General features: G+C 65.4%; 38 protein-coding genes and 2 pseudogenes. 36 read left to right on the top strand and 4 right to left on the bottom strand.

What is annotated here, in order from left to right; translation table 11 throughout:
* The 33 genes and pseudogenes from NTZ26_10745 to NTZ26_10585 all read left to right on the top strand — a co-directional run.
* Positions 1 to 492: EF-Tu/IF-2/RF-3 family GTPase (locus NTZ26_10745; GenBank protein MCX6560972.1), on the top strand; the 492-nt coding region annotated here is incomplete at its 5' end.
* A gap of 70 nt (positions 493 to 562) precedes the next feature.
* Positions 563 to 880 carry a 30S ribosomal protein S10 gene (gene rpsJ, locus NTZ26_10740; GenBank protein MCX6560971.1) on the top strand — a complete coding sequence of 106 codons (318 nt, stop codon included), beginning with the start codon at positions 563 to 565 and terminating at the stop codon, positions 878 to 880.
* Between the two features lie 3 nt (positions 881 to 883).
* A complete protein-coding gene (gene rplC, locus NTZ26_10735) occupies positions 884 to 1,501 on the top strand; it encodes a 50S ribosomal protein L3 (protein ID MCX6560970.1) in 618 nt (205 codons plus the stop codon).
* Positions 1,502 to 1,512: 11 nt separating this feature from the next.
* Positions 1,513 to 2,133, top strand: a complete 621-nt coding sequence (rplD, locus tag NTZ26_10730; protein ID MCX6560969.1) for a 50S ribosomal protein L4 — start codon at positions 1,513 to 1,515, stop codon at positions 2,131 to 2,133.
* Positions 2,134 to 2,135: 2 nt separating this feature from the next.
* Positions 2,136 to 2,426, top strand: coding sequence for a 50S ribosomal protein L23 (rplW, locus tag NTZ26_10725; GenBank protein MCX6560968.1), 291 nt, complete (start codon positions 2,136 to 2,138; stop codon positions 2,424 to 2,426).
* 1 nt (position 2,427) lies between these two features.
* A complete protein-coding gene (gene rplB, locus NTZ26_10720) occupies positions 2,428 to 3,255 on the top strand; it encodes a 50S ribosomal protein L2 (GenBank protein ID MCX6560967.1) in 828 nt (275 codons plus the stop codon).
* Between the two features lie 2 nt (positions 3,256 to 3,257).
* Complete coding sequence (gene rpsS, locus NTZ26_10715) at positions 3,258 to 3,548, top strand: 30S ribosomal protein S19 (GenBank protein MCX6560966.1); 291 nt, start codon at positions 3,258 to 3,260, stop codon at positions 3,546 to 3,548.
* 1 nt (position 3,549) lies between these two features.
* Positions 3,550 to 3,912, top strand: coding sequence for a 50S ribosomal protein L22 (gene rplV / locus NTZ26_10710; GenBank protein ID MCX6560965.1), 363 nt, complete (start codon positions 3,550 to 3,552; stop codon positions 3,910 to 3,912).
* Between the two features lie 3 nt (positions 3,913 to 3,915).
* Entirely contained in the window at positions 3,916 to 4,584 is a 669-nt protein-coding gene (gene rpsC, locus NTZ26_10705; protein ID MCX6560964.1) for a 30S ribosomal protein S3, read from the top strand.
* Between the two features lie 2 nt (positions 4,585 to 4,586).
* Complete coding sequence (gene rplP, locus NTZ26_10700; protein ID MCX6560963.1) at positions 4,587 to 5,009, top strand: 50S ribosomal protein L16; 423 nt, start codon at positions 4,587 to 4,589, stop codon at positions 5,007 to 5,009.
* Entirely contained in the window at positions 5,006 to 5,215 is a 210-nt protein-coding gene (gene rpmC, locus NTZ26_10695) for a 50S ribosomal protein L29 (GenBank protein ID MCX6560962.1), read from the top strand. Before rplP ends, rpmC begins: the two co-directional genes overlap by 4 nt.
* Positions 5,212 to 5,460: pseudogene (gene rpsQ / locus NTZ26_10690) on the top strand (30S ribosomal protein S17). The gene rpmC and the pseudogene rpsQ overlap by 4 nt, the downstream one beginning before the upstream one ends.
* 122 nt (positions 5,461 to 5,582) lie before the next feature.
* A complete protein-coding gene (rplN, locus tag NTZ26_10685; GenBank protein MCX6560961.1) occupies positions 5,583 to 5,951 on the top strand; it encodes a 50S ribosomal protein L14 in 369 nt (122 codons plus the stop codon).
* Positions 5,951 to 6,280: a 50S ribosomal protein L24 gene (rplX, locus tag NTZ26_10680; protein MCX6560960.1), complete on the top strand. Its 330-nt coding sequence runs from the start codon at positions 5,951 to 5,953 to the stop codon at positions 6,278 to 6,280. Before rplN ends, rplX begins: the two co-directional genes overlap by 1 nt.
* 10 nt (positions 6,281 to 6,290) lie before the next feature.
* Positions 6,291 to 6,833, top strand: coding sequence for a 50S ribosomal protein L5 (rplE, locus tag NTZ26_10675; GenBank protein ID MCX6560959.1), 543 nt, complete (start codon positions 6,291 to 6,293; stop codon positions 6,831 to 6,833).
* Between the two features lie 16 nt (positions 6,834 to 6,849).
* Positions 6,850 to 7,035, top strand: coding sequence for a type Z 30S ribosomal protein S14 (locus tag NTZ26_10670; protein MCX6560958.1), 186 nt, complete (start codon positions 6,850 to 6,852; stop codon positions 7,033 to 7,035).
* Between the two features lie 9 nt (positions 7,036 to 7,044).
* A complete protein-coding gene (rpsH, locus tag NTZ26_10665) occupies positions 7,045 to 7,440 on the top strand; it encodes a 30S ribosomal protein S8 (GenBank protein MCX6560957.1) in 396 nt (131 codons plus the stop codon).
* Between the two features lie 23 nt (positions 7,441 to 7,463).
* Positions 7,464 to 8,009, top strand: coding sequence for a 50S ribosomal protein L6 (gene rplF, locus NTZ26_10660; GenBank protein ID MCX6560956.1), 546 nt, complete (start codon positions 7,464 to 7,466; stop codon positions 8,007 to 8,009).
* Positions 8,010 to 8,019: 10 nt separating this feature from the next.
* The gene (rplR, locus tag NTZ26_10655) at positions 8,020 to 8,376 is read left to right on the top strand and encodes a 50S ribosomal protein L18 (GenBank protein ID MCX6560955.1); all 357 of its coding nucleotides are present in this window, start codon (positions 8,020 to 8,022) and stop codon (positions 8,374 to 8,376) included.
* A 75-nt stretch (positions 8,377 to 8,451) separates the two neighbouring features.
* On the top strand, positions 8,452 to 8,940 hold the full coding sequence (gene rpsE / locus NTZ26_10650) for a 30S ribosomal protein S5 (GenBank protein MCX6560954.1): 489 nt from the start codon (positions 8,452 to 8,454) through the stop codon (positions 8,938 to 8,940).
* Complete coding sequence (gene rpmD, locus NTZ26_10645; protein MCX6560953.1) at positions 8,937 to 9,131, top strand: 50S ribosomal protein L30; 195 nt, start codon at positions 8,937 to 8,939, stop codon at positions 9,129 to 9,131. Before rpsE ends, rpmD begins: the two co-directional genes overlap by 4 nt.
* Positions 9,128 to 9,571, top strand: coding sequence for a 50S ribosomal protein L15 (rplO, locus tag NTZ26_10640; GenBank protein ID MCX6560952.1), 444 nt, complete (start codon positions 9,128 to 9,130; stop codon positions 9,569 to 9,571). The genes rpmD and rplO overlap by 4 nt, the downstream gene beginning before the upstream one ends.
* Positions 9,572 to 9,573: 2 nt before the next feature.
* Positions 9,574 to 10,959: a preprotein translocase subunit SecY gene (secY, locus tag NTZ26_10635; GenBank protein ID MCX6560951.1), complete on the top strand. Its 1,386-nt coding sequence runs from the start codon at positions 9,574 to 9,576 to the stop codon at positions 10,957 to 10,959.
* Positions 10,956 to 11,624, top strand: coding sequence for an adenylate kinase (locus NTZ26_10630; protein MCX6560950.1), 669 nt, complete (start codon positions 10,956 to 10,958; stop codon positions 11,622 to 11,624). Before secY ends, NTZ26_10630 begins: the two co-directional genes overlap by 4 nt.
* Positions 11,621 to 12,412: a type I methionyl aminopeptidase gene (gene map / locus NTZ26_10625; GenBank protein MCX6560949.1), complete on the top strand. Its 792-nt coding sequence runs from the start codon at positions 11,621 to 11,623 to the stop codon at positions 12,410 to 12,412. Before NTZ26_10630 ends, map begins: the two co-directional genes overlap by 4 nt.
* On the top strand, positions 12,405 to 12,623 hold the full coding sequence (gene infA / locus NTZ26_10620) for a translation initiation factor IF-1 (protein MCX6560948.1): 219 nt from the start codon (positions 12,405 to 12,407) through the stop codon (positions 12,621 to 12,623). Before map ends, infA begins: the two co-directional genes overlap by 8 nt.
* A 10-nt stretch (positions 12,624 to 12,633) precedes the next feature.
* The gene (gene rpmJ, locus NTZ26_10615) at positions 12,634 to 12,747 is read left to right on the top strand and encodes a 50S ribosomal protein L36 (protein ID MCX6560947.1); all 114 of its coding nucleotides are present in this window, start codon (positions 12,634 to 12,636) and stop codon (positions 12,745 to 12,747) included.
* Positions 12,748 to 12,759: 12 nt separating this feature from the next.
* On the top strand, positions 12,760 to 13,140 hold the full coding sequence (gene rpsM, locus NTZ26_10610) for a 30S ribosomal protein S13 (GenBank protein ID MCX6560946.1): 381 nt from the start codon (positions 12,760 to 12,762) through the stop codon (positions 13,138 to 13,140).
* A gap of 18 nt (positions 13,141 to 13,158) precedes the next feature.
* Positions 13,159 to 13,554: a 30S ribosomal protein S11 gene (rpsK, locus tag NTZ26_10605; protein MCX6560945.1), complete on the top strand. Its 396-nt coding sequence runs from the start codon at positions 13,159 to 13,161 to the stop codon at positions 13,552 to 13,554.
* Between the two features lie 12 nt (positions 13,555 to 13,566).
* The gene (gene rpsD, locus NTZ26_10600) at positions 13,567 to 14,193 is read left to right on the top strand and encodes a 30S ribosomal protein S4 (GenBank protein MCX6560944.1); all 627 of its coding nucleotides are present in this window, start codon (positions 13,567 to 13,569) and stop codon (positions 14,191 to 14,193) included.
* Between the two features lie 43 nt (positions 14,194 to 14,236).
* Positions 14,237 to 15,265, top strand: a complete 1,029-nt coding sequence (locus tag NTZ26_10595) for a DNA-directed RNA polymerase subunit alpha (protein ID MCX6560943.1) — start codon at positions 14,237 to 14,239, stop codon at positions 15,263 to 15,265.
* A pseudogene (gene rplQ / locus NTZ26_10590) lies at positions 15,262 to 15,666 on the top strand (50S ribosomal protein L17). The gene NTZ26_10595 and the pseudogene rplQ overlap by 4 nt, the downstream one beginning before the upstream one ends.
* 514 nt (positions 15,667 to 16,180) lie before the next feature.
* Positions 16,181 to 16,615, top strand: coding sequence for a hypothetical protein (locus NTZ26_10585; protein ID MCX6560942.1), 435 nt, complete (start codon positions 16,181 to 16,183; stop codon positions 16,613 to 16,615).
* Between the two features lie 7 nt (positions 16,616 to 16,622).
* On the opposite strand, the gene NTZ26_10580 is transcribed toward NTZ26_10585, so the two are convergent.
* Genes NTZ26_10580 through NTZ26_10570 form a run of 3 tightly spaced genes read right to left on the bottom strand, consistent with a single transcriptional unit; the run spans position 16,623 to position 20,546 of the window.
* Positions 16,623 to 18,098, bottom strand: coding sequence for a transglycosylase SLT domain-containing protein (locus NTZ26_10580; protein ID MCX6560941.1), 1,476 nt, complete (start codon positions 18,096 to 18,098; stop codon positions 16,623 to 16,625).
* 34 nt (positions 18,099 to 18,132) lie between these two features.
* A complete protein-coding gene (gene galE, locus NTZ26_10575) occupies positions 18,133 to 19,107 on the bottom strand; it encodes a UDP-glucose 4-epimerase GalE (GenBank protein MCX6560940.1) in 975 nt (324 codons plus the stop codon).
* A complete protein-coding gene (locus tag NTZ26_10570) occupies positions 19,104 to 20,546 on the bottom strand; it encodes an HD domain-containing protein (GenBank protein MCX6560939.1) in 1,443 nt (480 codons plus the stop codon). Before NTZ26_10570 ends, galE begins: the two co-directional genes overlap by 4 nt.
* Before the next feature lie 197 nt (positions 20,547 to 20,743).
* Between NTZ26_10570 and NTZ26_10565 the strand changes: the two genes are divergently transcribed.
* Positions 20,744 to 21,607, top strand: a complete 864-nt coding sequence (locus NTZ26_10565) for an LEA type 2 family protein (protein MCX6560938.1) — start codon at positions 20,744 to 20,746, stop codon at positions 21,605 to 21,607.
* On the opposite strand, the gene NTZ26_10560 is transcribed toward NTZ26_10565, so the two are convergent.
* A complete protein-coding gene (locus tag NTZ26_10560) occupies positions 21,595 to 22,356 on the bottom strand; it encodes a hypothetical protein (protein MCX6560937.1) in 762 nt (253 codons plus the stop codon). The two genes, NTZ26_10565 and NTZ26_10560, sit on opposite strands and share 13 nt — an antisense overlap.
* A 278-nt stretch (positions 22,357 to 22,634) precedes the next feature.
* Here NTZ26_10560 and NTZ26_10555 point away from each other — a divergent pair, with 278 nt between their 5' ends.
* Together NTZ26_10555 and NTZ26_10550 are read left to right on the top strand one after the other, a co-directional pair.
* Positions 22,635 to 23,213 (top strand): L-threonylcarbamoyladenylate synthase, encoded by a 579-nt coding sequence (locus NTZ26_10555; protein MCX6560936.1) that lies wholly within the window; start codon positions 22,635 to 22,637, stop codon positions 23,211 to 23,213.
* A gap of 418 nt (positions 23,214 to 23,631) precedes the next feature.
* The gene (locus tag NTZ26_10550; protein ID MCX6560935.1) at positions 23,632 to 25,131 is read left to right on the top strand and encodes a PAS domain S-box protein; all 1,500 of its coding nucleotides are present in this window, start codon (positions 23,632 to 23,634) and stop codon (positions 25,129 to 25,131) included.
* Positions 25,132 to 25,133 lie beyond the last annotated feature (2 nt).

Here is a 25,133-nt window from a genome sequence, read left to right as displayed (position 1 = left end):
GTGGATCGGGGTGTGGTCAAGGTGGGCGACGAGATCGAGATCGTCGGGTTCGCCGAGACGCGCAAGTCGATCGTCACGGGGGTGGAGATGTTCCGGAAGCTGTTGGACCAGGCTCAGGCCGGGGACAACATCGGGTGCCTGCTGCGGGGCATCGGCAAGACCGATGTCGAGCGGGGCCAGGTGCTGGCCAAGCCGGGCTCGATCACGCCGCACCACAAGTTCAACGCCACCGTGGTCGCGCTGACCAAGGAAGAGGGCGGGCGGCACACGCCGTTCTTCACGGGCTACCGGCCGCAGTTCTTCTTCCGGACGACGGACGTGACGGGCGACGCCAAGCTGCCCGCCGGCGTCGAAATGGTCATGCCGGGCGACAACGTGAACCTGGAGATCACCCTGATCTCGGACGTGGCCATGGAGAAGGGGCTGCGGTTCGCCATCCGCGAGGGCGGACGAACCGTCGGCGCCGGCACGGTCACGGAGATCCTGGAGTAGGATGGACGAAACCCAAGGGGTCCACGAACCAAGTATGTGGCCCCGCTGAAATACATCAAGGAAAGTGGCCATGGAGAAAATCAGAATCCGCCTCAAGTCGTTCGACCATCGGCTGCTGGACCAGTCGGTCAAGGATATCGTGGTCAAGGCCAAGCGGACGGGCGCCCATATCTCGGGCCCCATCCCGCTGCCGACCCGGATCCACCGCTTCTGCGTCCTGCGCTCGCCGCACGTCGACAAGAAGTCGCGCGAGCATTTCGAGATGCGCGTGCACAAACGGCTGATCGACATCAGCGAGTACAACAACGAGACGATCGAGGAGCTCCAGAAGCTGGACCTCCCGGCCGGGATCGACGTCGAGATCCAGGCCTTCGGCACCGGAGAGTAAGCGATGGTCGACGGATTGATCGGCAAGAAAGTGGGCATGACCCAGGCCTTCGACGCCGCGGGGAACGCCGTTCCCCTGACGGTGATCCTGGCCGGGCCGTGCACGGTGATCCAAAGGAAGACCAAGGCCAAGGACGGCTACGACGCCCTCCAGATGGGCCTGGTCGAGGCCAAGCCGGCCCGCAAGCCCTCCAAGGCTCTGCAGGGCCATTTCCTGAAGTCCGGCTCTCCGGTCCTTCGCGTCCTGCGGGAGTTTCCCGTCAAGGGCGAGGCCAAGGAAGGCGATCAGGTCTTCTGCGACATGTTCGAAGCCGGCCAGAAAGTCCACGTCACGGGCGTCAGCAAGGGCAAGGGCTTCCAGGGCGTCGTTAAGCGGCATCATTTCAAAGGCGGCGGCGGGGCCCACGGCTCGATGTTCCACCGGGCGCCCGGATCGATCGGCGCCTCTTCCTACCCCTCCCGGGTCGTCAAAGGCCTGCGGATGGGCGGTCGGATGGGCGCCGACAAGGTAACGGTCCGCAACCTGCGGATCTTCGAGACCGACCGGGCCAACAACCTCCTGATGATCGAGGGGGCGGTGCCCGGGGCCAACGGAACGTACGTCGTGATCGTCAAGGCCTAAGCGAGAATCCCATGGCCAAAACCAACGTACTGGACCACAAAGGCAACATCAAGGCGGAGCTGGAGCTCCCGGCCGGGGTCTTCGAGGCCCCGATTCACCAGCACCTGATCTACGAGGCGGTGGTGACCCATTTGACCAACCAGCGCCGCGGCACCGTCTCGACCAAGACCCGGGCCGAAGTCAGCGGCTCCAACCGCAAGCCCTGGCGGCAGAAGGGCACGGGCCGGGCTCGGGCCGGCGCCACCCGCAGCCCCATCTGGCGGAAGGGCGGCACCACTTTCGGCCCGCGGCCGAAGGACTACGACGTCCGGCTGCCCAAGGCGGCCAAGTCCCAGGCCCTGCGCTCGGCCCTGGCGGCCAAGATGGCCGACGGCCGGTTCCTCATCGTCGAGGATCTCAAGCTGGCCACGGCCAAGACCAAGGAAGCCGCCGCCCTGCTCCTGGGGCTCAAGGTCGGATCGGCCCTGGTCGTCGACGTCCGCGAGAACGCGGCCCTCTTCGCCGCGACGCGGAACATCCCCAAGGTCAAGGCCGTCGACTGGCGGACCGTGAACACGCACGACGTCCTAGCCTTCCCCTGGCTGGTTTTGAGCCGGCAGGCTTTCGAGTTCCTCGTGGAGAGATGGAAATGAGCATGGACCCCACCAAGATCATCCTGCGGCCCGTGATCACCGAAAAGAGCACGACCCTGCGGGACAAGCACCGCGAAGTCTGCTTCGAGGTGACCCTGGGCGCCAACAAGTCCGAGATCAAGAAGGCCGTCGAGCAGCTCTTCAAGGTCAAGGTCGAAAGCGTCCACACCCAGATCAAGGGCGGCAAGGAGCGCCGGGTCGGCCGCAGTTCCGGCCACACCAAGGATTGGAAGAAAGCCATCGTCCGGCTGAAGGCCGGCGAGAAAATGATCGAATACTTCGAGGCGATGTAACATGGGCATCAAAACCTTCCGGCCTCTCACCGCGGGGCTCCGCCATCGGACGACCCTGACCTACGAGGAGCTGACGGGCGACCGGCCGCACAAGCCGCTCCTCGAGCCCCGGCCCAAGTCCGGCGGCCGCAACAACAAGGGCCACCTGTCGACCCGCCATCGCGGCGGCGGCAACAAGCGCATGTACCGGCAGATCGACTTCAAGCGCGACAAGCTGGAGATCCCCGGTGTCGTCGAGACCATGGAGTACGACCCCAACCGCTCCGCTTTCATCGCCCTGATCAAGTACAAGGACGGCGAGAAGCGCTACATCCTGGCCCCCAAGGACCTCAAGCCCGGGCAGGCCGTCCTGGCCTCGGACGGGGTCGTCGACATCGTCCCCGGCAACGCCACCCGGCTGCGCCACATCCCCCTGGGCACGCTCATCCACAACATCGAGCTGCACAAGAACGCCGGCGGCCAGATGTGCCGGACGGCCGGCGCCGGGGCCCAGATCCTGGCCAAAGAGGGCGATTTCGCCCAGGTTCGGCTGCCCTCCAGCGAGATCCGCAAGATCGGGCTGGACTGCCGGGCCAGCATCGGCCAGGTCGGCAACCTCGACCACCAGAACGTCAGCATCGGCAAGGCCGGGCGGACCCGGTGGCGCGGCTGGCGGCCCCACGTCCGGGGCACGGCCATGAACCCGATCGACCACCCGCATGGCGGCGGCGAGGGCAAGGCCAAGGGCGGACGGCACCCGGTGTCGCCCGAGGGCATCCCGACCAAGGGCTTCAAGACTCGCCGCAACAAGCGGACCCGGGTCTTTATCGTCAGACGGAGGAACAAGTAATCATGGGCCGTTCGCTGAAAAAAGGACCCTTCATCGATGCGCATCTCGCGGCCAAGGTTTCGGCCATGACCGGCGAGACGGCGAAGCGCACCGTCATCAAGACCTGGTCGCGCCGCTCGGTCGTCATCCCCGAGATGGTCGGCTTGACCATCGCTGTCCACAACGGCCGCAAGTTCATCCCGGTCTTCGTCACCGAGAACATGGTCGGCCACCGGCTGGGCGAGTTCTCCCCGACCCGGACCTTCAGGGGCCACACCTCGAAGGCGGCCAAAGCCGTGAAAGTGGGGAAGTGACATGGACGCCCCGGTCTACCTGTCGCACGCCGTGACCCGGCACGTCCGGGTCTCGGCCCAGAAGACCCGGCTGGTCGCCGACCAGATCCGGGAACGGCTCGTCGGCGAGGCCCTGACCATCCTCCGATTCACGGCCAAGAAGAAGCCCGCCCTGGTCGTCGAGAAGACCCTGCGGTCGGCCATCGCCAACGCCCAACAGAAATCCCCCGGACTGGACGTCGACACCCTGGTCGTGGCCGATATCCACATCGACCAAGGCCCGTCTTGGAAGCGGATCCGCCCGGCGCCCATGGGCCGGGCCTACCGGGTCCTCAAGCGAACCAGTCACGTCCACGTCTATCTCCAAGAACGGAAAGGGAAGTAAGCCATGGGACAGAAAACACATCCGCACGGTTTCCGGCTGGGATTCAACAAACAGTGGAGTTCCCGCTGGTTCGCCCATGGCCCGGAATACGCCCGCTTGATCCACGAAGACCTTAAGATGAAGAAGGACGTGAAGGAAAAATACTTTCACGCCGGCATTGCCGAGGTGGCCGTGGAGCGGGTCGGACCCAAGGTCCGGGTCCTCGTCCACACCGCCCGGCCGGGCATCATCATCGGCCGCGGCGGCAAGGAGATCGAGGGGCTGAAGATTTTTCTGGAAAAGATCTGCAAGAAGGAAGTCTACGTCGATATCCGCGAAATCGATAAGGCCGAGCTCAACTCGCTGCTGGTGGCCGAAGGCATCGCCGTCCAGCTGGAGAAACGGATCGCCTACCGGCGGGCCATGCGCAAGGCCGTCGAGTCGGCCCTCCGCCAAGGCGCCAAGGGCATCAAGATCATGTGCTCCGGCCGGTTGGGCGGAGTTGAGATCGCCCGCACCGAGTGGTATCTGCGCGGCCAGCTGCCGCTGCAGACGCTCAGGGCCGACATCGACTACGGGTTCACCGAAGCCTTCACCACCTACGGCCAGATCGGCATCAAGGTCTGGATCTACAAAGGCGATGTGGAGAAGGCCAAGATGACCTCGCAGGTCGCGGAGGTTGAGGAGATCTGACCATGTTGATGCCGAAGAAAGTCAAGTACCGCAAGACCTCCCGGGGCCGCATGCGGGGCAAAGCCCAACGCGCCGCGACGCTGTCGTTCGGCGAGTACGGCCTGCAGGCCCTGGAGTGCGGCTGGGTCACGGCCCGCCAGCTCGAGGCCGGCCGCATCACCATCAGCCGGTTCATGAAGCGGCGCGGCAAGCTGTGGCTGCGGGCCTTCCCCTGGAAGTCCGTGACCAAGAAGCCCGTCGAGGTCCGGATGGGCAAGGGCAAGGGCGACCCCGAGTTTTGGGTCGACGTCGTCAAGCCGGGCCGCGTCCTGTTCGAGTTGGAAGGCGTGACCGAGGAAGTGGCCCGCGAGGCCATGCGCCTGGCCGCCCAGAAGCTGCCCGTTCTGACCCGGTTCATCTCCCGCGAGAATCGAGAATTGCGATGAAAGCCGACGAACTCCGCGAATTGGCCACGGATGAGCTCGAGCGCAAGAAGGCCGAGCTCAAGGACCAGTTGTTCAAGCTCCGTTTCCAGAACGAGCTCGGCCAGCTGGAGAACTTCGCCAAGATGAGCTCCCTGCGCAAGGACATCGCCCGCATCGAGACGATCCTGCAGGAGGACAAGGCGAAGGGAAGGACGGCAACCCCATGACAAACACGGCGCCCTCGCGCAAGACGACCAAGGTCGGGATGGTCGTGGCCAAGAAGATGGCCAAGACCGTCACGGTCCGGGTGGAGCGGCAAGTCCGCCACCCGCTGTACAAGAAGATCGTCCGCCAGCGCAGGAACTTCCTGGCCCATGACGAGCTGGAAGCCTGCAAGGTCGGCGACAAGGTCCGCATCATCGAGACCCGGCCCATCAGCAAGCTGAAGCGCTGGCGGGTGGTCGGGATCCTGGGGGCGGACGCCACGGCCACGGCCAGCGAGATCGTCGAGACGACCCTCGTCGGGACGCCTGCGGCCGAGACGCCGGCCGCCGAGACCAAAGCCGACGAGACCCCGGCTGAGGAGAGCAAGCCATGATCCAGCAGTATACCCTGCTCAAGGTCGCGGACAACTCCGGGGCCCGCAAGATCCGCTGCATCACGCCGCTGGGCGGCGGGGTGGGGCTGATCTGCTCGATCGGCGACGTCATCTCGGCCACCGTCCGCGAAGCCGAGCCCGACAGCAAGGTGGCCAAGGGCAAGGTTGTCCGGGCCGTCGTGGTCCGGGCCCGCAAGGAGATTCGTCGCCGGGACGGCTCCTACATCCGCTTCGACGACAACGCTGCCGTCATCATCGACAAGGCCAACGAGCCGGTCGGGACCCGCGTCTTCGGGCCGGTCGGCCGCGAGCTGCGGGAGAAGAAGTTCACCAAGATCGTCTCCCTGGCGCCGGAGGTGCTGTGATGGCCGCCGGCATCCGCAAGAACGACATCGTGATCGTCCGCCAGGGCAAAGACAAAGGCAAGACCGGCAAGGTCCTCCAGGTCAACCCCGCCAAGGGCAAGGCCCTGGTCGAGCGGCTGAATTTCGTCAAGGAGTTCATCCGGCCCGACCGGTCCAAGAACCGCCAGGGCGGGATCATGGAGCGCGAAGCGCTTATCCCGCTGTCCCGGCTGATGCTCTACTGCGGCGAGTGCGCCGCGGGCGTCCGGCCGCGGACCAAGCGGCTCGAGGACGGCAGCCGGTCCCGGACCTGCCCCAAGTGCGACGGCGCCCTGGACAAGGCCAAGTGAGGAGTTTCCGATGAGCCGCCTGTTGGACCGCTACAAAAAAGAGATCCTGCCCGAGCTGGAGAAGGAATTTGGGATCACCAATCCGATGGCCGTGCCGCGCCTGGAGAAGATCGTCATCAACGTCGGCGTCGGCGAGGCCATCCAGAACGCCAAGCTGCTGGACGCGGCCAAGGCCGAGCTGACCCAGATCGCCGGCCAGGCCCCGGTCGTGTCTCGGGCCAAGAAGTCGATCTCCTCCTTCAAGCTCCGCAAGGGGATCGCCATCGCCTGCTTCGTGACCCTCCGGCAAAAGAGGATGTACGAGTTTATGGACCGCCTGGTCAACGTCGTCCTGCCCCGCGTCCGCGACTTCCGCGGCGTGTCGCCCAAGGCCTTCGACGGCCGCGGCAATTACACCATGGGGCTGCGCGACCAGCTGGTCTTCCCCGAGATCGACTATACCAAGGTCGATAAGACCCGAGGCATGAATATTACGATCGTCACCACGGCGCGGACGAACGCCGAGGCCTTCGCCCTGCTCAAGAAGCTGGGCATGCCCTTCCGCGAGTCGTGACGAAAGAGAGGTGACCGTGTCCACTACATCGGCCTTCGCCAAGTATCTGCGCAAGCCCAAGTACGCCGTCCGCACCCACAAGCGCTGCCGCATCTGCGGCCGCTCTCGCGGCTATTACCGGAAGTTCGACATGTGCCGGCTCTGCTTCCGCGAGCTGGCCCACAAGGGCGAGATCCCCGGCATCGTCAAGGCGTCCTGGTAAGGAGACCCCATGAGTGTCGATCCCATCTCGGACTTTTTGACCCGCCTCCGAAACGCCTCCCGCATCAAGCGGCGGGAGGTTCAGATGCCCTCCTCCCTGCTCAAGGTCGAGATCGCCAAGATCCTGAAAGAGGAAGGCTATATCAAGAACTTCAAGGTCCTGGAAACCGCGCCGCAGAACGTCCTGACCGTGACCCTCAAGTACTCCGAGGCCGGTCCGGCCGTCATCACCGGGTCGCGCCGGATCAGCAAGCCCGGCTGCCGGGTGTTCTGCACCCGGGACGCCGTCCCCAAGGTCCTGGACGGGCTGGGCCTGGCCGTCATCTCCACGTCGCAGGGCGTCGTCACCGGCAAGCGCTGCGAGGAGCTGGGGCTGGGCGGCGAGGTCCTCTGCACCATCTGGTGAGGGCCGAAGGAAAGGATTCCGCCATGTCGCGTATAGGCAAAAAACCGATTCCCCTCCCGGCCGGGGTCAAGGTGGTCCTCCACCCCGACGGGATCGAGTTCGAAGGCAAGAAGGGCAAGCTCCGCACTCCGCTCCACGACGGCATCACGGCCAAGGCCGACGCCGGCCTGCTGACGTTGGAGCGGCGGGACGACTCCAAGCCCCAGAAATCCCTGCACGGGCTGTGCCGGGCCCTGGCTGCCAACGCCATCCTGGGCGTCTCCCAGGGCTTCCAGAAGCAACTGGAGATCGTCGGCGTCGGCTACAAGGCCAAGCTGGACAAGGGCAAGCTCGAGCTGGCTTTGGGCTACTCCCGGCCGATGATCTACATCGTGCCCCCCGACGTCGAAGTGGTGGTGGAAAAGCCGACCCTCCTGACGATTCGGGGCATCGATAAGCAGCGGGTGGGCCAGGTTGCGATCGACATCAAGTCGTTCCGCAAGCCCGACCCGTACAAGCAGAAAGGCGTCCGCTACGTCGGCGAAAAGCTGATCAAGAAAGAACGGAAAGCGGGGGTAACCGGTGCTTAAAGACAAGTCGATCCTCAAGAGCGAAGCCAAGAGCCGGATCCGGGCCCGCATCCGCAAGACCGTGCGCGGGACGGCCGAACGGCCCCGGTTGCACGTCTTCAAGAGCAACCGGTACGTCTACACCCAGGCCGTCAACGACGAAACGGGGACGATTCTGGTCGCGGCCTCGACCCTGGAGAAGGAATTCCAGGCCGCCGTCAAGAACACCAAAAACCTGGCCGGCTGCGAGAAGCTGGGCGAGCTGATGGCTCGGCGGCTGCGGGAGAAGAACATCGAAAAGATCGTCTTCGACCGGGGAATTTACCCCTACCACGGCCGCATCAAGGCCCTGGCCGAGGCCCTGCGCAAGGGCGGGCTGACGTTCTAGGCCCAAGGAGCAACCATCGTGCAAGAGCAAGACGTCAAGGACAAGGTCGAAGAGCCCGCCGCCGTCCCGGAGCCGATCGAGGAGATCGGCGAGCTCAAGGACCAGGTCATCCACATCCGCCGGGTGACCAAGGTCGTCAAGGGCGGCAAGAACCTGAGCTTCTCGGCCCTGGTCGCGGTCGGCAACTACCGCGGCGTCATCGGCATCGGCAAGGGCAAGGCCCGCGAGGTGCCCTCGGCCATCGCCAAGGCCGTCGAGAACGCCAAGAAGCATCTGGTCCGGGTGACCCTGGCCGAGACGACCATTCCCCACTTGGTGCGGGGCGAGGCCGACGCCGGCGCCGTCGTCCTGCGGCCCGCCTCCAAGGGGACCGGAGTCATCGCCGGCGGCGCCGTCCGGGTCATCATGGAGCTGGCTGGGATCAAGGACATCCTGACCAAGTCGCTGCGAAGCTCCAACCCGATCAGCGTGGCCCATGCCACCATGGACGCCCTGAAGCGGATCCAGAACCCGGATGTCGTCGGGAAGAACCGCGGCAAGGCCAAAGGGACGGTCTGGCAATGAGCCCGGCCAACGAACTCAAGATCAAACTGGTGCGCAGCCTGGTCGGCTACCCCCAAACTCAGCGCAAGGTGGCTTGGGGCCTCGGTCTGCGCAAGCCCAACGCCGTGGTCGTCCGGCCCGACAATCCCGGAATCCGGGGCATGGTCCGGAAGATCCCGCACTTGGTCGAAGTGGAGATGGTCAAGAAATGAACCTCAGCACGCTCAAACCCGCCAAAGGCTCCAGCAAGAATAGGAAACGGGTCGGCCGCGGCCCCGGCTCCGGGCTCGGCAAAACTTCGGGCAAAGGCAGCAAGGGCCAGAAGGCCACCGCCGGGTACTCCCGCAAGCGCGGCTTCGAAGGCGGCCAGATGCCGCTCCACCGCCGCATTCCCAAGCGGGGTTTCACCAACATCTTCCGGATCGTTTACGCCGAGATCAACCTGGACCGCCTGGCGGCCCTGACCGGAACCGAGATCGGCCCGGCCGAGATGGCCGCCGCCCGCCTGATCGGGTCGGCCTCCGAGCGGGTCAAGGTCCTCGGCCGCGGTGAATTCGGGCGGGCCCTGACCGTGCGGGCCCACAAGTTTTCCGCCTCGGCCAAGGCCAAGATCGAGAAAGCCGGCGGCCAAGCCGTGGTCCTCGAGGTCTGAACATGGTTTTGGACAGCGTCCGCAATATCTTCTCCATCCCGGAGCTGCGCAAGCGCGTCATCTTCACTCTGGTGCTGCTGGCCATCTACCGCGCCGGCGGCCAGATTCCGAACCCCGGCATCTCCTCGTCCGCCCTGGCCGAGTTCTGGCAGTCGCAGAAGGGGACCATCCTCGGGTTCATCGACATGTTCTCGGGCCGCTACATGTCGAAGATGACCATCTTCGCCCTGGGCATCATGCCCTACATCAGCTCGTCGATCATCCTGCAGCTCCTGACCGTGGTTTGGCCCTACCTGGAGCGGCTGTCCAAGGAGGGCGAGCTGGGACGGAAGAAGATCACCCAGTACACCCGCTACGGCACCCTCGGCATCTGCATCATCCAGGCCTGGGGCATCGCCCTGTTCCTGCAGGGGCTGAAGAGCCCCGGCGGGGCGGCCATCGTGCCCAACCCGGGCCTGCCCTTCCAATTGCTGACCGTCTTGACCCTGACCACGGGCACGGTCTTCGTCATGTGGCTGGGCGAGCAGATCTCCGAGCGCGGCATCGGCAACGGCATCTCGCTGCTGATCTTCGCCGGCATCGTGGCCCGCTTCCCGGCCGGGCTGAACGGCATGGTCCAGGGTCTGCAGAACGGCTCCTGGAACCCGATCAAGATCCTGGTCCTGGGCGCGATGATGGTCGTCGTCATCGCCTTCATCATCTATGTCGAGCGGGGCCAGCGGCGTATCCCCGTCTCCTACGCCAAGCGGGTGGTCGGTCGCCGGGTCTACGGCGGCCAGAGCACCCACCTGCCGCTGCGGGTCAACACCGGCGGCGTCATCCCGATCATCTTCGCCGCTTCGATCATCACCATCCCCGCCACCATCGCCCAGATGATCAAGGTCCCGGCCCTGCAGACCATCGCCCGCCAGTTCCAGCTGGGCATGCCGCTGTACAACCTGGCCTACGTAACCGCCATCATTTTCTTCACCTACTTCTATGTCTCGATCATCTTCAACCCGACCGACGTGGCCGAGAACCTGCGCAAGTACGGCGGGTTTATCCCTGGCATCCGGCCGGGCAAGAACACCTCGGATGCCATCGACGACATCCTGTCCCGCATCACCCTGGTCGGCGCGGTCTACCTGGCCGCGCTGGCCATCTTGCCCGAGTTCCTGATGACCGGATTCAAAGTCCAGTACCTGCCGTTTATCGGCGGCTTCCTGGACCGGGTCCTGCCGGCCTGGGTCACCCAAGGACTGCAGGTCGACTTCTACTTCGGCGGCACCTCGATCCTGATCGTGGTCGGGGTGGCCATGGACACCCTGCAGCAGGTCGAAGCCCAGCTGGTCATGCGCCACTACGACGGCTTCATGCGCAAGGGCCGGATCAAAGGGAGGCGCGGATGAGGATCATCCTCCTCGGCGCGCCGGGCAGCGGCAAGGGTACCCTGGGCGAGATGATCGAACGCGCCTACGGGTTTCCCCGCATCTCCACCGGCGACCTGCTGCGGCGGGCCGTCCGCGAGGGGACGCCGCTGGGCCGGCAAGCCGAGGGGATCATGGCCCACGGTGGACTCGTCCCGGACGAGATCGTCACGGCCATCGTCCGCGAGCGGATCGCCCGGCCAGATTGCCGGGCCGGCTATATTCTGGACGGCTACCCCCGGACGATCGCCCAGGCCGAGTCGCTGGCCCGGCTCGACGGCGAGCGGCCGGAGCTGGTCATCTCCTTCGAGGTCGGCTTGAGCTCCCTGATCGAGCGGCTGTGCGGGCGGCGAGTCTGCCCGTCCTGCGGCGCAATCTACCACCTGACCCGCAAGCCCCCGATGCGGGCGGACCTCTGCGATTCGTGCGGTTCCGGCCTCCAGGCGCGGGCCGACGACGCGGTTGAGGTCGTCCGGGAGCGGATTCAGGTTTACGAGTCGGCCACGGCGCCCCTTAAGGCCTTCTACCGGGAGCGGTCGGATTTCCGGCCGGTCGACGGCGAAGGCACGGCGGCCGAGGTCTTTCCCCGGGTCGCGGCCGTCCTGGACGCGGTGCTGAGGCCGGACAGGGGAGGGGCGGCCCGATGATCGTCTACAAGACCGAGGCGGAGATCGCGGCCATGACGGCGGCCAGCCGGATCGTGGCCATGATCCTGGACGAGCTGCGGGGCTTCGTCGTCCCCGGCGTCCGGACCGCCGATCTCGATGCCCGAGCCGAGCGGCGGGCCCGCGAGCTGGGGGCCAAGCCGGCCTTCAAGGGCTATCGCGGCTACCCGGCTTCGGTTTGCATCTCGATCAACGAGGAGATCATCCACGGCATCCCCTCGGATCGGGTTCTTCGGGAAGGTGACCTGGTCAGCCTGGACTTCGGCGTCCTGTACGACGGATTCTACGGCGACGCCGCCCGCAGCTACCCGGTCGGCCGCATCTCGCCCCTGGCCGAGCGGCTGATCGCGGCCGCCGAAGGCTCCTTCCGCAAGGGCCTGGAGGCGATGGTTGAGGGCGGCCGGGTCTCGGATATCTCCCACGCCGTGCAGCGGCATGTCGAGGCCGAGGGCTTTTCGGTCATCCGCTCTTTCGTCGGGCACGGCATCGGCCACGCCCTGCACGAGGAGCCCCAGGTGCCCAACTTCGGGGTGCCCGGCCGCGGACCGCGGCTGCGGCGCGGGTTGGTCCTGGCCATCGAGCCGATGATCGCCGCCGGCGACTGGGACATAGAGATCCAGGACGACGGCTGGACTGCGGTGACCAAGGACCGCAGCCTGGCTGCGCACTACGAGGAGACGGTGGCCCTGACCGAAGAGGGGCCGGTGATCCTGAGCCGGGCCGACGCCCCGGCCCCGGCCCGGCCGGGCAAGGAGCAGGCGCATGCCTAAAGAAGACGTCTTCGAGGCCGAGGGCACGGTGCTGGAAACCCTGCCGAACGCCATGTTCCGGGTGGAGCTGGCCAACAAGCACCGCATCCTGGCCCATATTTCGGGCAAGATGAGAAAACACTTCATTCGGATCCTCCCGGGGGACAAGGTCCTGGTCGAGATTTCGCCCTACGACCTGACCAAGGGACGGATCACGTACCGATTCAAATAAGGACGGGCCCATGAAAGTACGCGCATCGGTCAAGAAGATCTGCCGGAACTGCAAGATCATCCGGCGCAAAGGCATTATTGTCGTGATCTGCACCAACCCTAGGCACAAACAGAGGCAAGGATAAGACGAGGTTCCCATGGCACGTATTGCAGGCATCAACCTACCCCCGGAAAAGCGGATCGAGATCGGACTGACCTACATCTACGGCATTGGCCGTTCCAAGTCGGTCGCCGTCCTTGAGGAAGCCAAGATCGACAAGAACAAGAAGATCAAGGCCCTCAGCGAGGACGAGATCAACAAGATCCGCCAGATCATCGAAAAGCGGGAAAAGATCGAAGGCGACCTCCGCAAGGAGATCAGCCAGAACATCAAGCGGCTGATCGATATCGGCAGCTACCGCGGCATGCGCCACAAGCGCAAACTGCCCGTCCGGGGCCAGCGGACCAAGACCAACGCCCGGACCCGGAAGGGCCCGCGCGGGCATTCGATCAAGAAGATGAAGCCCACGGCCAAGTAAGCGCAAAAGGAGCGATCGATGGCAGCCAAGCCCAAAGCCAAGACCAAGAAGAAAAAGGTCCGGCGCGACATCGGATACGGTGTCGCCCATATTCAGTCGACCTTCAACAACACCATCATCACCATCACCGACGGCCAGGGCGCCTCCGTCTGCTGGACGAGCTCCGGCACGGTCGGCTTCAAGGGCGCCCGCAAGGGCACCCCGTTCGCCGCCCAGCTGGCGGGCAAGGAAGCCGCCGTCAAGGCCCGCGACTTCGGCGTCCGGACGGTGGATGTCCGGGTCAAGGGACCCGGGGCCGGCCGCGAATCGGCCATCCGCTCCCTGCAGGCGGGCGGGCTGGAGATCAAGTCGATCAAAGACGTGACCCCCATCCCCCACAACGGCTGCCGGGTCTGCCGCCGCCGTCGGGTCTAAGGAGAGTTTCCCATGTCGAGATACAGCGAACCCATCTGCCGGCTCTGCCGGGTGGAGAAGACCAAGCTCTTCCTCAAGGGCGATAAATGCCTCTCGGACAAGTGCCCGGTCGAACGCCGGGCCTATCCCCCCGGCCAGCACGGTCGGGCCCGCCGGCGCGTTCTGGGCTACGGCCTGCAGCTGCGCGAGAAGCAGAAGATGAAGCGGTACTATGGGATGTCGGAGAAGCAGTTCCATCTCTTCTTCGTTCGGGCCGAGGCCCAGAAGGGGGTCACCGGCGAGACCCTGCTCCAGATGCTGGAGCGGCGGCTGGACAACATCCTGTTTATCGCCGGCTTCGCCCTATCCCGGGCCCACTCCCGGCAGCTCGTCTGCCACGGCCACGTCCAGATCAACGACCGCCGGGTCGGCGTGCCCTCGGCCCTGGTCAAGGCCGGCGACGTCATCGGCTTCAAGGTCCGCTCGGTCAAGTCCGAGGACCTGCGGGCGGTGGCCGAAGCCCGCTCCGGGAAGATGATCCCCAGCTGGATCGAGGTCGACCGGCCCGAACTGAAGGTCCGGGTGGCCAGTCTGCCTACCCGCGCCGACGTCACCCTGCCGGTCGAAGAGCACATGGTCGTCGAGCTCTACTCCAAGTGAGGGAGCCGGCGTTAGAATCGGGGGCCCGAGCCAAGGAGGAGCAATGAGTGAAATCACGTTCCAGAGGCCGAAATTCCTGGAGTGCGACTACGAGACGCTGACGGCGAACTATGGCAAGTTTACCGCCCAGCCGTTCGAGCGCGGCTTCGCCATCACCGTCGGCAACGCTTTGCGGCGGATCCTGCTGTCGTCGATCCCGGGCGCGGCCATCACGGCCGTCCGGATCGCCGGCGTCCTGCATGAGTTTTCGACCATCTCCGGCGTCGTCGAGGACGTCACGGATATCATGCTGAACCTGAAGAGCATCCCGCTCAAGCTGGCGGGGGCCGAAGCGAAAACGCTGACTCTGAAGATGGACGGTCCGGCCATCGCCACCGCGGCCGACATCATCCACGACGCCGACGTCGAAATCCTGGACACGACCGTGGCCATCGCCTCGATCGACAAGGACGGGACCCTGGACATCGAGATGATGGTCGCCAACAACCGCGGCTACATCCCGGCCGACCAGAACTTCGACGAGACGGCCACCATCGACACCATCCCGCTGGACTCTTCCCACTCGCCGATCCGCAAGGTCAACTATCGGGTCGAGCCGGCCCGCGTGGGCAAGCGGATCGACTTCGAGAAGCTGACCCTGGAGGTCTGGACGACCGGTGCCGTGGCCCCCATCGAGGCCGTAGCCCGGGCGGCCAAGATCCTGCGCGACCACTTGGTCATCTTCCTCAACGTCGTCGACGAGCCCCTGGATCGGGAGCCGACCGCGGCCAAGCGGGAGATCCCCTACATGGGCCAGATCGATACCCTGTCCAAGCCGATCGAGCACCTCGAGCTGAGCGTCCGCTCGAACAACTGCCTGCGCTCGGCCGGCATCGAAAGAATCTACGAGCTCGTCCAGAAGACCGAAGACGAGCTTCTGAAAACCAAGAACTTCGGCCGTAAGTCGCTGTCGGAGATCAAGGAGACGCTGACCAACCTCGGGCTCGGCCTCAACCTCGACCTCCATCCCAAGCTCATCGAACGGATCAAGGGCGACACCGGCGGCGAGATAAAGAAGGAGCCGGGAGAATGAGGCATCTCAACCAAGGCCGGAAGCTGGGGCGCACGACGGCCCACCGGGAGGCGCTCCTGCGCAACCTGGTGACGTCCCTGATCGATAAGGAGCGGGTGACCACGACCACGGCCAAAGCCAAGGAAGCCCGGCCGCTGGCCGAAAAGATGATCACCCTGGGCAAAAAAGGCACCCTGCATGCCCGCCGCCAGGCTTTGCAGGTCTTCTACAAGGAATCGACGGCCGTCCGGTTGTTCGACGTCATCGCCCCCCGCTTCAGCGAGCGGCCGGGCGGCTACACCCGGATCGTCCAGCTCGGGCCGCGCATGGGCGACGGGGCCGAGATGGCCGTTTTGGAGCTTGTGGGCTCCGAGTTCAAGAAGAAGGAAAAGAAGAAAAAGGACAAGGCCAAGCCCGCCAAGTAGGCTTGCGCGTCCCCCATCCAAGCCTAACCGCCCCATCCCTCCCGCGGGGGGTGGGGCATTTTTATGGTTCATCTCCCTCCTCCGGATACGCGGCCGGGGATATCGGCCCGGCGGCTTCGGCCTCGCCTCGCCACATGCAGCCGAAGGCGCGAACCAATCCCCTTCTTGAAGGAGGGGCTGGGGAGGTGATATCAATAAAATCAAAAGTGTCAGGCGCCTTCGGAACATAAGAATTCCTTCGGCGCCTCGAAACTCCGCATTCGAGATCTTCCGGTCATGGAGTTCTCCCCTCCTTTTCGATTCCGATAGATTGTTGCGTGCTCAAACAGCCCTCGGCGGCCGTTGGCTTCCCTCAGAGAACTATGGAAAAAGGCGCCGGCCTCGCTATTTCGCCGTTGGCCGACATCCCCTACCGCGTTATTATCCCGGAGTTGGGAGATGATCCCTTTTTTTTATTGACGGGTTCGGGGACGGCGGCTATAACAAGGCTATGGGAAACTGCCGGCGATGGATGGCGCTCGGTGTCGTTCTCGCTACGACGGTGACGTGCTCGCTTCGAATCCTGCCCAAGGATCGCCCCGCGCCTCCCGCCGCCGCCGTCGACCGGCACATCCTCTGCGCGGCCGTCGCGGTCAGGGATGATTGGGCTCGGCCGGGACCCGACGGGACACTCTTTGTCAAAGGCCGTGATGCGGCCGTCCATTCGTTCCTGGAGCTGCGCGACCTCCGCGGCCGCCATGCCGTGGCCTGGAAGTGGTACGACCCGGCCCGCTCGCTCGTCCGGGCGTCCGATCCGGTCGCCATCGGGGAAGAGGGCAAAACCTACGACCGCTACATCGCCTGGGACCGGATCCTCCTCGACGAGGACCGCGAGCCGGGGCGATGGACGGTGGCGGTCTTCATCGACGGGGAGCTGGCGGATTCGCGGGCGTTCGAGATCCGCTGAGCCCGCCTCAACCGCGGGTCTGGACGCGGATCCGCTGGCCGATGACGAGCGAAGTCCCTTTCAGGCCGTTGAGCTTCTGGAGGGCCGGGATCGAAGTCCCGTACTTGGCGGCGATGGCGGACAAGGTGTCGCCGGCCCGGACGACATAGGTCGAAACGACCGTCTCGGCCGGCGGGTTGTAGCGCGGCAGGCTCTCGGCCGCGGCTTGGGCCCGGCTCGAGCCGCCGGTCGGCACCCGCAGGGGATAGGGCCGGTCCGGAGTGGCTTGGATCCGCAGCTCGGGATTGAGGAAGAGAAGCTCCGCCGCTTCCAGGCCCATGGCTGCCGCCCAGGCGTCCAACTTGGCCGGCCGGTCGACGGTTACCGTCTCGAAGGCCAGGGCCGGGTATGGCTCCGGCAGGACGACGCCGAAGCGGGCCGGCTCCTTCACGATCAGGACGGCGGCGATGAAGCGCGGCACGTAGCGGGCGGTCTGGAAGGGCAGGCGGGAGAACAGATCCCAGAAATCGTCCAGGTAGCTCGTCTTCTGGCCGGCGATGCAGCGCTGGACAAAGCCCTCGCCGCAGTTGTACGCGGCCAGGGCGGTCGACCAGTCGCCGAATAGGGCGTGGAGGTCGGTGAGATACCCGATGGCGGCCCGGGTCGACTTGACGGGGTCCATGCGCTCGTCGATGAAGCGGTCGCGGGTCAGTCCGTAGCGGTATCCGGTCGAGGCGATGAACTGCCACATGCCCAGGGCCCGGGCATAGGACAGGGCTCGGGGCATAAACCAGCTTTCGATCATGGCCAGCCAGACGAGCTCCTCGGGCAGGCCGGCCTGCCGGAGCTCGGCCTGGATCCAGCCGCGGTAGAGGCCGGAACGCCGGTAGGCTTCTTCGAAGAATTTCCGCTCCGGGCCGAGAAACGAATCGATCTCGCGCTGGACATATTTGTTGACGGTCAGGGGAATGGACTTGTGGTTGTCCGCGATCGGGACCCGCCGCGAGGCGTAGATTTCTTGTATGCGCTGAGCGACGAGCAGCCGCAGGTCGGCCTTCTCCTGGTAGAGGGGCGAGTCCGGCGGGACATCGGCCTTGAGAAGAAGGTCGTAGGCCGCGTCCAAGGCTTTCAAGGCTCCGTCGAGATCGTCCTTCTCCCGGGTCCGCCTGGCTTCTTGGTAGGCCGTCAAGGCCTCCTCGAGCAGTGCGGCGGCTTGGTCCTGGCCGGGTCCCGGGTCGCCGCCCGCTTTGACCGCCGCCAGCTTTTCCGAGGCTGGGATCGGGGCCTTGGTTTCGGTCCGGGCCGCCGGAGCGGATTGCGGAACCGGTGGGGCCGTTTTGGTCGTCGAGGCCGCCGAGTTTGTCGCGATCCTGTCGGCGGACAAGGGTTTGGCGCCCTCGGCCGCCGGCCGAATCTCCGGACGAGGCGAATGGCCGCAGCCCCACATGACGACGACGAGAACGGCTGAGCCCAAGCGCAGGCCGATTCGGCGGGAGATCTTCATCAGGGGGACTTATAGCATGCCGGGCGGAAGCCGGTCAATCGCGGCCGGCATGCCAGGCCCAGGCCGTCTCGAGGATCGTATCCAGGTCGGAGTAGCGCCGCTTCCAGCCCAGCACGCGCTCGGCTTTCTCGGCCGAGGCCAGCAGGACCGGGACGTCGCCGAGCCGGCGGGGCCGCTCGACGAAGGGCACGGGCCGGCCCGTAACCCTTTCGGCCCGGGCCAAGACTTGGCGCACCGAATAGCCCTGATTTGTCCCCAGGTTGAGGACGCCGCCGGCGCCGCCGGCGAGCAGGTGCTCCAGAGCCAGGACATGGGCTTCGGCCAGGTCGGCGACATGGATGTAGTCCCGGACCGCAGTTCCGTCCGGGGTCTCGAAATCGGTCCCGTAGACTTCCAGGGCGGGCTTGCGGCCGAGGGCGGCCAAGAGGGCGTTGGGAATGAGATGAGTCTCGGGGTCGTGGCATTCGCCCAATCCGCCCGCGGGATCGGCTCCCGAAGCATTGAAATAGCGCAGCGACAGCGAGCGGAGACCGTAGGCCCGGCCATAGTCCTCGAGGATCGTTTCGACCATCGCCTTGGTCCGGCCGTAGGGGTTGACCGGCCGCAGGGGGTGGTCTTCGCGTAGGGGCACCGTTTCGGGGACTCCATAGACGGCGGCGGTCGAGGAGAAGATGAAGGACCGGGTGTCCGTCTCCAGCATCGCGCCCAGCAAATTGAGGCTGGTGGTCAGGTTATGCTCGTAATACTTGCGCGGGTCGGCGTAGGACTCGCCGACCTGGATGAGGGAAGCAAAGTGGAGAACGGCGGCGTGAGGCCGGTCGGCCAGGGCGGCCCGGACCGCCTCCGGGTCGCGCAGATCGCCCACGACGAGGCGGGCTTCGCCGGCGAATTCGCGGCGGCCGCTCGTCAGGTTGTCGAAGACGGTGACGTCGTGGCCCCGGCGGCGGAGAGCCCGGACCGTATGCGAGCCGATATACCCGGCGCCGCCCGTGACGAAGACCGGTTTCATGGCTTTGCCTCCAGGAGCTTGCGGGCCAGGCGCAGGCCGCCGGCCTTGGTTCGAAATTCATTGTCGAGCTGGCGGCGGTAGATCTCCTTGAGCGCCGCCCCCAAAGCCGGCCCGGGGACCGCGCCCATTTTGATCAAGTCGCGGCCCATGACGAGCGGCGCGATCGTCTCGCGGTCCACCCCCAGGGCTTTGAATGTGGCCAGCAGCCAGCGGCTCTCCCGGTCCAGGCCCCGCATCGGGCGGCGGCCGCGGCCGCCCCGGTCGGCCGCATCCAGATAGGCGCACAGCTCGATCTCGCCCTTGGCGTCGGCGGCGAGCCGGTTGAAAGCTTTGCGGGTGACTTCCCGGCGGTGGGTCCACAGCTCGGCCGGCCGGTGGTGGGTCCGGATGAGCATCAGGGCCACGGCCCGAACGTCGAAGCCGTTCCAGGAGAAGATCTTGTTGCGGGAGAAGGCCAGGCGGGCGATCCGCTCGCTGGCGATGTCGTGGCCGACGGAGGTCACCACCATCCGGCCGCGCTTGTGCTCCCAGGCGGTGGTCTCGGCCTTGCCGGCGTCGTGGTACAGCGCGGCCAGCAGTAGGGCCAGGGCCCGCGGCGGCTCCAGCTTGAAGGCCGCGGCCAGCCGCCCGGCCTGATCGACGGCGAGCTTGGTGTGGCTCCAGACGGTGTGGTGTCCGAAAGCGTCCTTCTCGGGGTGGAAGACCGAGTCCTGGATGACCAAGGTCAAGGCGTAGAGCTCGGGGAAAAGCCGCCGCAGCGTGCCCAGCCGGAACAGCTCCTCCAGGCCGATCGACGGCCGGGGGGATCTAAGCAGGATGCGGAAAAGCTCTTCGTTGATCCGCTCGACGCTCAAAGCGGCCAGGTTGATGTCCTTGGCCAAGACATAGATGAGCGGGTCCACGCGGAATCCGAGGACGGAAGCGAAGCGGGCCGCCCGCAGGACCCGCAGGGGATCCTCCGGGAAGGCGGCCGGGTCGGTCACCCGCAGGCGGCGGGCCTTGATGTCGGCCCGGCCGTCGAACGGGTCGATCAGCCTTCCGTCGGAAAGCGCCCAGGCGATGCTATTGCACCGGAAGTCGCGCCGTCGGAGGTCCTCTTCGATAGGCAGCCCGGGGTCGGCCCGGACCACGATATCCTTGTGGCCCCTTCGGTCTCCCGTCGGAGCCCGATCCGCGCGGGGCAGGGCGATGTCGTAGGTTTGGCCGCGCCGGGTGAACTTGATGACCCCGAAGCTGCGGCCGACCAGGTCGACCTTGCCGTGGGGAGCCAGCTTTTCGACGATGGCCTCGACCGTCAGCCGGGCCACCAGGAGGTCCACTTCCGCCGGCGCGGCGTTGCGCAGGATGTCGCGGACATAGCCGCCGACAGCGTAGACATCCGCCCCGAACAGCCGGGCGAACAGCGCCCGATCGCGGAACTCGGGTTTGGAAAGCGGCATGGGAGTCTCGGTCCGGGGCTATTATACATGAGACCCGGCGATCGTCCCAGATGGAGGGCTTTAGGCATCAACTCGCACGGTTTCGCCTTGGCCTGCCTTACGGCGTTATTTTCCCGGAATCGGGTGTTTTGACGGGGGGTGACGGATTCGTGTAAACTAATAATTCATTTCCCGAGATTCGAGGCCAAGGAAATAAAATGCCCAAGCTCAGGGCCGGACTAGCCCCGGCCGCCCTGCTGATCGCCCTGCTCGTCCCCGCCGCAGGTCGGGCCGCCGCCCAGAAATACGACGTCGAAGTCTCCGTCCGCGAGCGGATGGCCCGCGACGTCGGCCTCGAGAGCGCGACGCTCGTATTCGTCCTCGACCTGAAGAACGTTTCCGCCGGCGCTCAGGCCCTGGCCCGCTACGATTACCGGGTGGTCGTCGGTCAGACCGAGTACATCAAGACTGAAATCGGGCTGGATGTCCCCATTCAGATCCCGGCCAAGGGCGAAACCGCCGTCGCCTTTCCGGTCAAGTTCACTTACGAATATCTCTACGCCAATGTCGCCGAAGCCCGGGACAAGGACCGGGTCGGCTGCAATCTGGTCGGAGGCCTGACCTTCCTGGACGAAAAGCGCCGGGAAAAGCGCGTCCCGATCGCGTTCAGCGGCGATTTTCCGATCTTCCGCGGTTTCGACGCCAAATGCCTCCCCTTCGAAGCCCGCGATCTGACCATGGGCGGTGCCGACCTGACCTTCCAGGCCGCGCTGGTCAACCCCAACGGCTTTGCCCTGAACGCGGAGCGGGTCGCCTATAAGGTCAGCGTCGCCGGCAAGGTCATCGCCGAGGGAACGATCCGGGACGCCGGCTTGATCGAAGCGCGGGGCGAGAAAGGCGTGTCGCTGACGCTGCTGCTGGATTTCTGGGAGATCGGCAAGGACGTGGCCTCGGCCTTCGACAATCCGCCGGTCGCGGTCCGTTTCCAAGGCGAAGTCGAAGCCGTTTGGGACTGGGGCCGGATCGTCCTGCCCTTCGATCGGACCGAGAAGGTCCCGGTCAAAAAGGCTCAGAACCAGTAATTGAAGCCGATCGAGATCTGGTAGCTTCCCAGATCGAGCGGTTCGAATCCCTGGAACGCCTTCAAGCTGGCCGAGGCCTTGTTGTACTGGAACATGGCGTCGACCGTCATACGGTTGCCGATCGGGTACATCAGGCCGCCGAAGATGTGGTAGCCGAAGGCGATGCGGCCGAATTCGCTTTCCTGGGCGTCGACCCCATAGATCGGGTAGACCAGGACATCGACGCCCGCGCTGTCGGTGAAGACGTATTCGTCGCTGAAATCGATCAAATCCCCCGTCATCCGCAGGTTGTAAAAATAGAGACCGACGCCGCCGCCGATGTAGGGGATGAGCTTGGTCCGTCGGCCGAAGGGCGTCAGCTTGACCGAAGCCTGGAGGGGGGTCACGGAATAGCGCAGGGTGTGCGAAGGTTGATACTGGCCGAAGTAGGCGTCCGGGAAGGCGAAGTCGCCCTCGTCGAACGTGTAGCCGACGAAGCCCTTGTACATCCCGCTCTTGCTCTTGGAGAAGGTGTCCAGGCCGAAGACCAGGCTGATCTCCCGGGTCAGGAAAATCTCGTAGCTGATGCCGAAGGAGGTTTCCTGGAAGCCGGTCTTGAGGATGGTCATTTGGTTGAACTCGGTCGTCCAGAAGTCGCTCTTCATGGTCGGGATGTTGAAGCTCAGCCGGAAAGTCGCCAGGTTGGCGGCAGCGGGGATCGCCGCCAAGGCCAGAACCGCCACGGTCAGCGGGATAATCGCTCTTTTCATCATAGGTCTCCTTCGCCCGATCCTTTGCAAATTCCATGCCAAGGCCGGAACCCCTGTCTCTCGAGGAGATCGGGGCCGGGGATGTGGCGAAAACAGGTCAGGTGTCCACTTTTCATCGACTCCTAGTGTAAAGGGAAGGCTGGGACTTGTAAAGACAAACTCCTTATGTTGACAGGGCCGGCAGGGTTACTTAAAGTGGGTTCGGATAAGCGATTATGCTCGCGACCAGGATCATTCATGCGCCTGCGGACGCAACATCCCTGCCGGAAGCCCGGGAAATGTCCGAAATCCTCGGCCGGGACGGGGTCGCGGTCTATCCGACGGACACTTATTACGGCCTCGGGGCAAACGCCTATTCGGCCGCGGCAGTCGAAAAGATCTATGGCCTCAAGGGGAGGCTGCGGGACAAGCCTCTGTCGGTCGTGGCGGCGGGCCTGGAGATGGCCGGCCTGATTGCGGCCGATCCTCCGGCCGCCTTGCCCGGGTTGGCGGCCGCGTTCTGGCCGGGCCCTTTGACTCTTGTCCTGAAGGCCCGGCCGGTATTCCCCCCTGTCCTGCTCGGCCCCGGAGGGACCGTCGCCGTGCGCGTCCCCGCTCTTCCCTGGCTGCGGAGCTTATTGGAGGCGGCCGGCTTTCCTTTGACGGCTACCAGCGCCAATCTGGCCGGGGCGGGGGAGATCGCCGACCCGGTCGAAGCCCGGCGGATTTTCGAGGGCCGGGTCGATCTTTTCATCGACGGCGGACGAACCCCGGGCGGCGCGGTTTCGACGATCGTAGACCTGACGGGCAAGACGCCTCGGCTCGTTCGCCCGGGCGCCGTACCCTGGGACGACATCCTGGCCCATCTGAATAAATAAAAGGTGCTTCTCCCATCTCCGGGAAACATCGGCGGTTCGGGGTGTCGGCCAACGGCGAAACCGCGCGGGTTCCGGCTTTTTACGCCTCTCCGCGAGGGCAGCCAACGGCCGCCGAGGGCTGTTTGAGCACGCGACCATCTAACGGAATCGAAACGGAGTGGGTGGTCTCCATGACCGAGAGATCTTGAATGCGGAGTTCCGAGGCGCCGAGCGGATTGGCGTAAAAAGGAGTGGTGAACCCGCGCCGCCGGGCCGACACCCCGAACCGCGTTTCCCGGAATCGGGAGAAGAATCAATAAAAGTCTCTTCTTCCGTCCCCTCTCACCTCTAGAGGTGAGGCGAGGACCCCGAAAATCACCCCTCGAATTGACTCCGGCAGGCGATTCCTTCGGCCGGCCCCCGTCCGTAGAATGGACACATGTTCAACCGAATCCGGCCTCTCCTTGGGCGAACGGAGCCCGGTCTGCCGCGGCCATGGATGTCCGATTCGGCCGCCTTGGGCGGCCTGGGGGGCGCTCCGGCGACTTGGTCTGCCTCCGATCCTTCCGAGTCCGAGGCGATTCCCCTGCCGACGATGGACGTGCCCTTGTTCATGGAGATGGCCCCGGTGGCCATCTTCCTGATCTCCCTCTCCGGGACGATCATCGACTGCAACCGGGCGGCGGCCGAGCTGTACGGATATGAAAACCGCTTCGAGCTCCTGGGCTTGAGGGGGGAGCAATTCCTCGATGCCGGGGAGCGGGCCGCGGCGGCCCGGACCATGGAGGCGGTGATGGCCGAGGGGGTTCAGTTCAACAAGGAGCATCTCTGCCTTCGCCGGGACGGCCGGACCTTCGACGCCCTCGTCTCGGCCAGGCTCGTCCGCGGCGCCGCGGGGGAGCCGGCGGCGTACCTGGTCGTGTCGCAGGACATCAGCGAGCGCAAAGCCCACGAACGGGCCTTGGCGGAGAGCGAAACGCGATTTCGAACGCTCTTCGAGTCGGCCAACGACGGCGTCTTCCTGGTCGACGAGGAAGCCAGGATCATGATGGTCAACCGCCTCGGCGGCGCCCTGCTCGGCCTGCCGCCGGACAAGGTCAACGGCCGGTCGGTGGCCGAATTCCTGGCCGGATCCGACTTGGAGCCCTCCCGAGCGCGGTTCCAGGCTTTGCGGCGGGGCGAGGCTGGGCCGCCTTTCGAGCGGATGCTCCGCCGAGCGGACGGAGGAGAGTTCCCGGTCGAAGTCCGCGGCGCCGTGGTCAAGGACGGCGAAGGCCGCCCCTTCGGCGTCCAATACGTGGTCCGCGACCTGACCGACCGTAAGCGGGCCGAGCGCGATCAGGCCCGCATCGCCGACCAGCTCCGCAAGGCCTTGGGCAACATCATCAACGTCGTCGCCGCGACCGTCGAAATGCGGGATCCCGGGACGGCCGGCCATCAGAAGCGGGTGGCCAACCTGGCCCGGGCCATCGGCACGCAGATGGGACTCTCGGCCGAGCGGATCGAAGCGATCCGTTTCGCCGGTGTCGTCCATGACGTGGGCAAGACCTCCGTCCCGGCCGAGATTCTGAGCAAGCCGGGCCGCCTCTCCGACGACGAGCTCCGCCTGGTCCGGGAGCACGCCCGGTTCGGCTACGAAATCCTGAAAAACGTGGAATTCCCCTGGCCCATCGCCGAGATCGTCCACCAGCATCACGAGCGGCTGGACGGCTCGGGCTACCCGCGCGGCTTGCGGGACGGCGAGATCCTGATCGAGGCCAAGGTCATCGCGGTGGCTGACGTCATCGAAGCCATGGCCTCCCACCGGCCTTACCGGCCGGCCTTGGGGATCGAAAAAGCCCTGGCCGAGCTGTCGGCTCAGCGCGGCATCCAGTTCGACGCGGCCGTCGTGGACGCCTGCTTGAAGGCCTTTGCGGAGAAGAAAGTCCCCCTGCTCTGACC

Source organism: Candidatus Aminicenantes bacterium, from assembly GCA_026393855.1.
Taxonomy (GTDB): Bacteria; Acidobacteriota; Aminicenantia; order Aminicenantales; family UBA4085; genus UBA4085.
The sequence above is the reverse complement of the archived record's forward strand: the minus strand, read 5'-3'. Positions and strand labels throughout refer to the sequence as shown.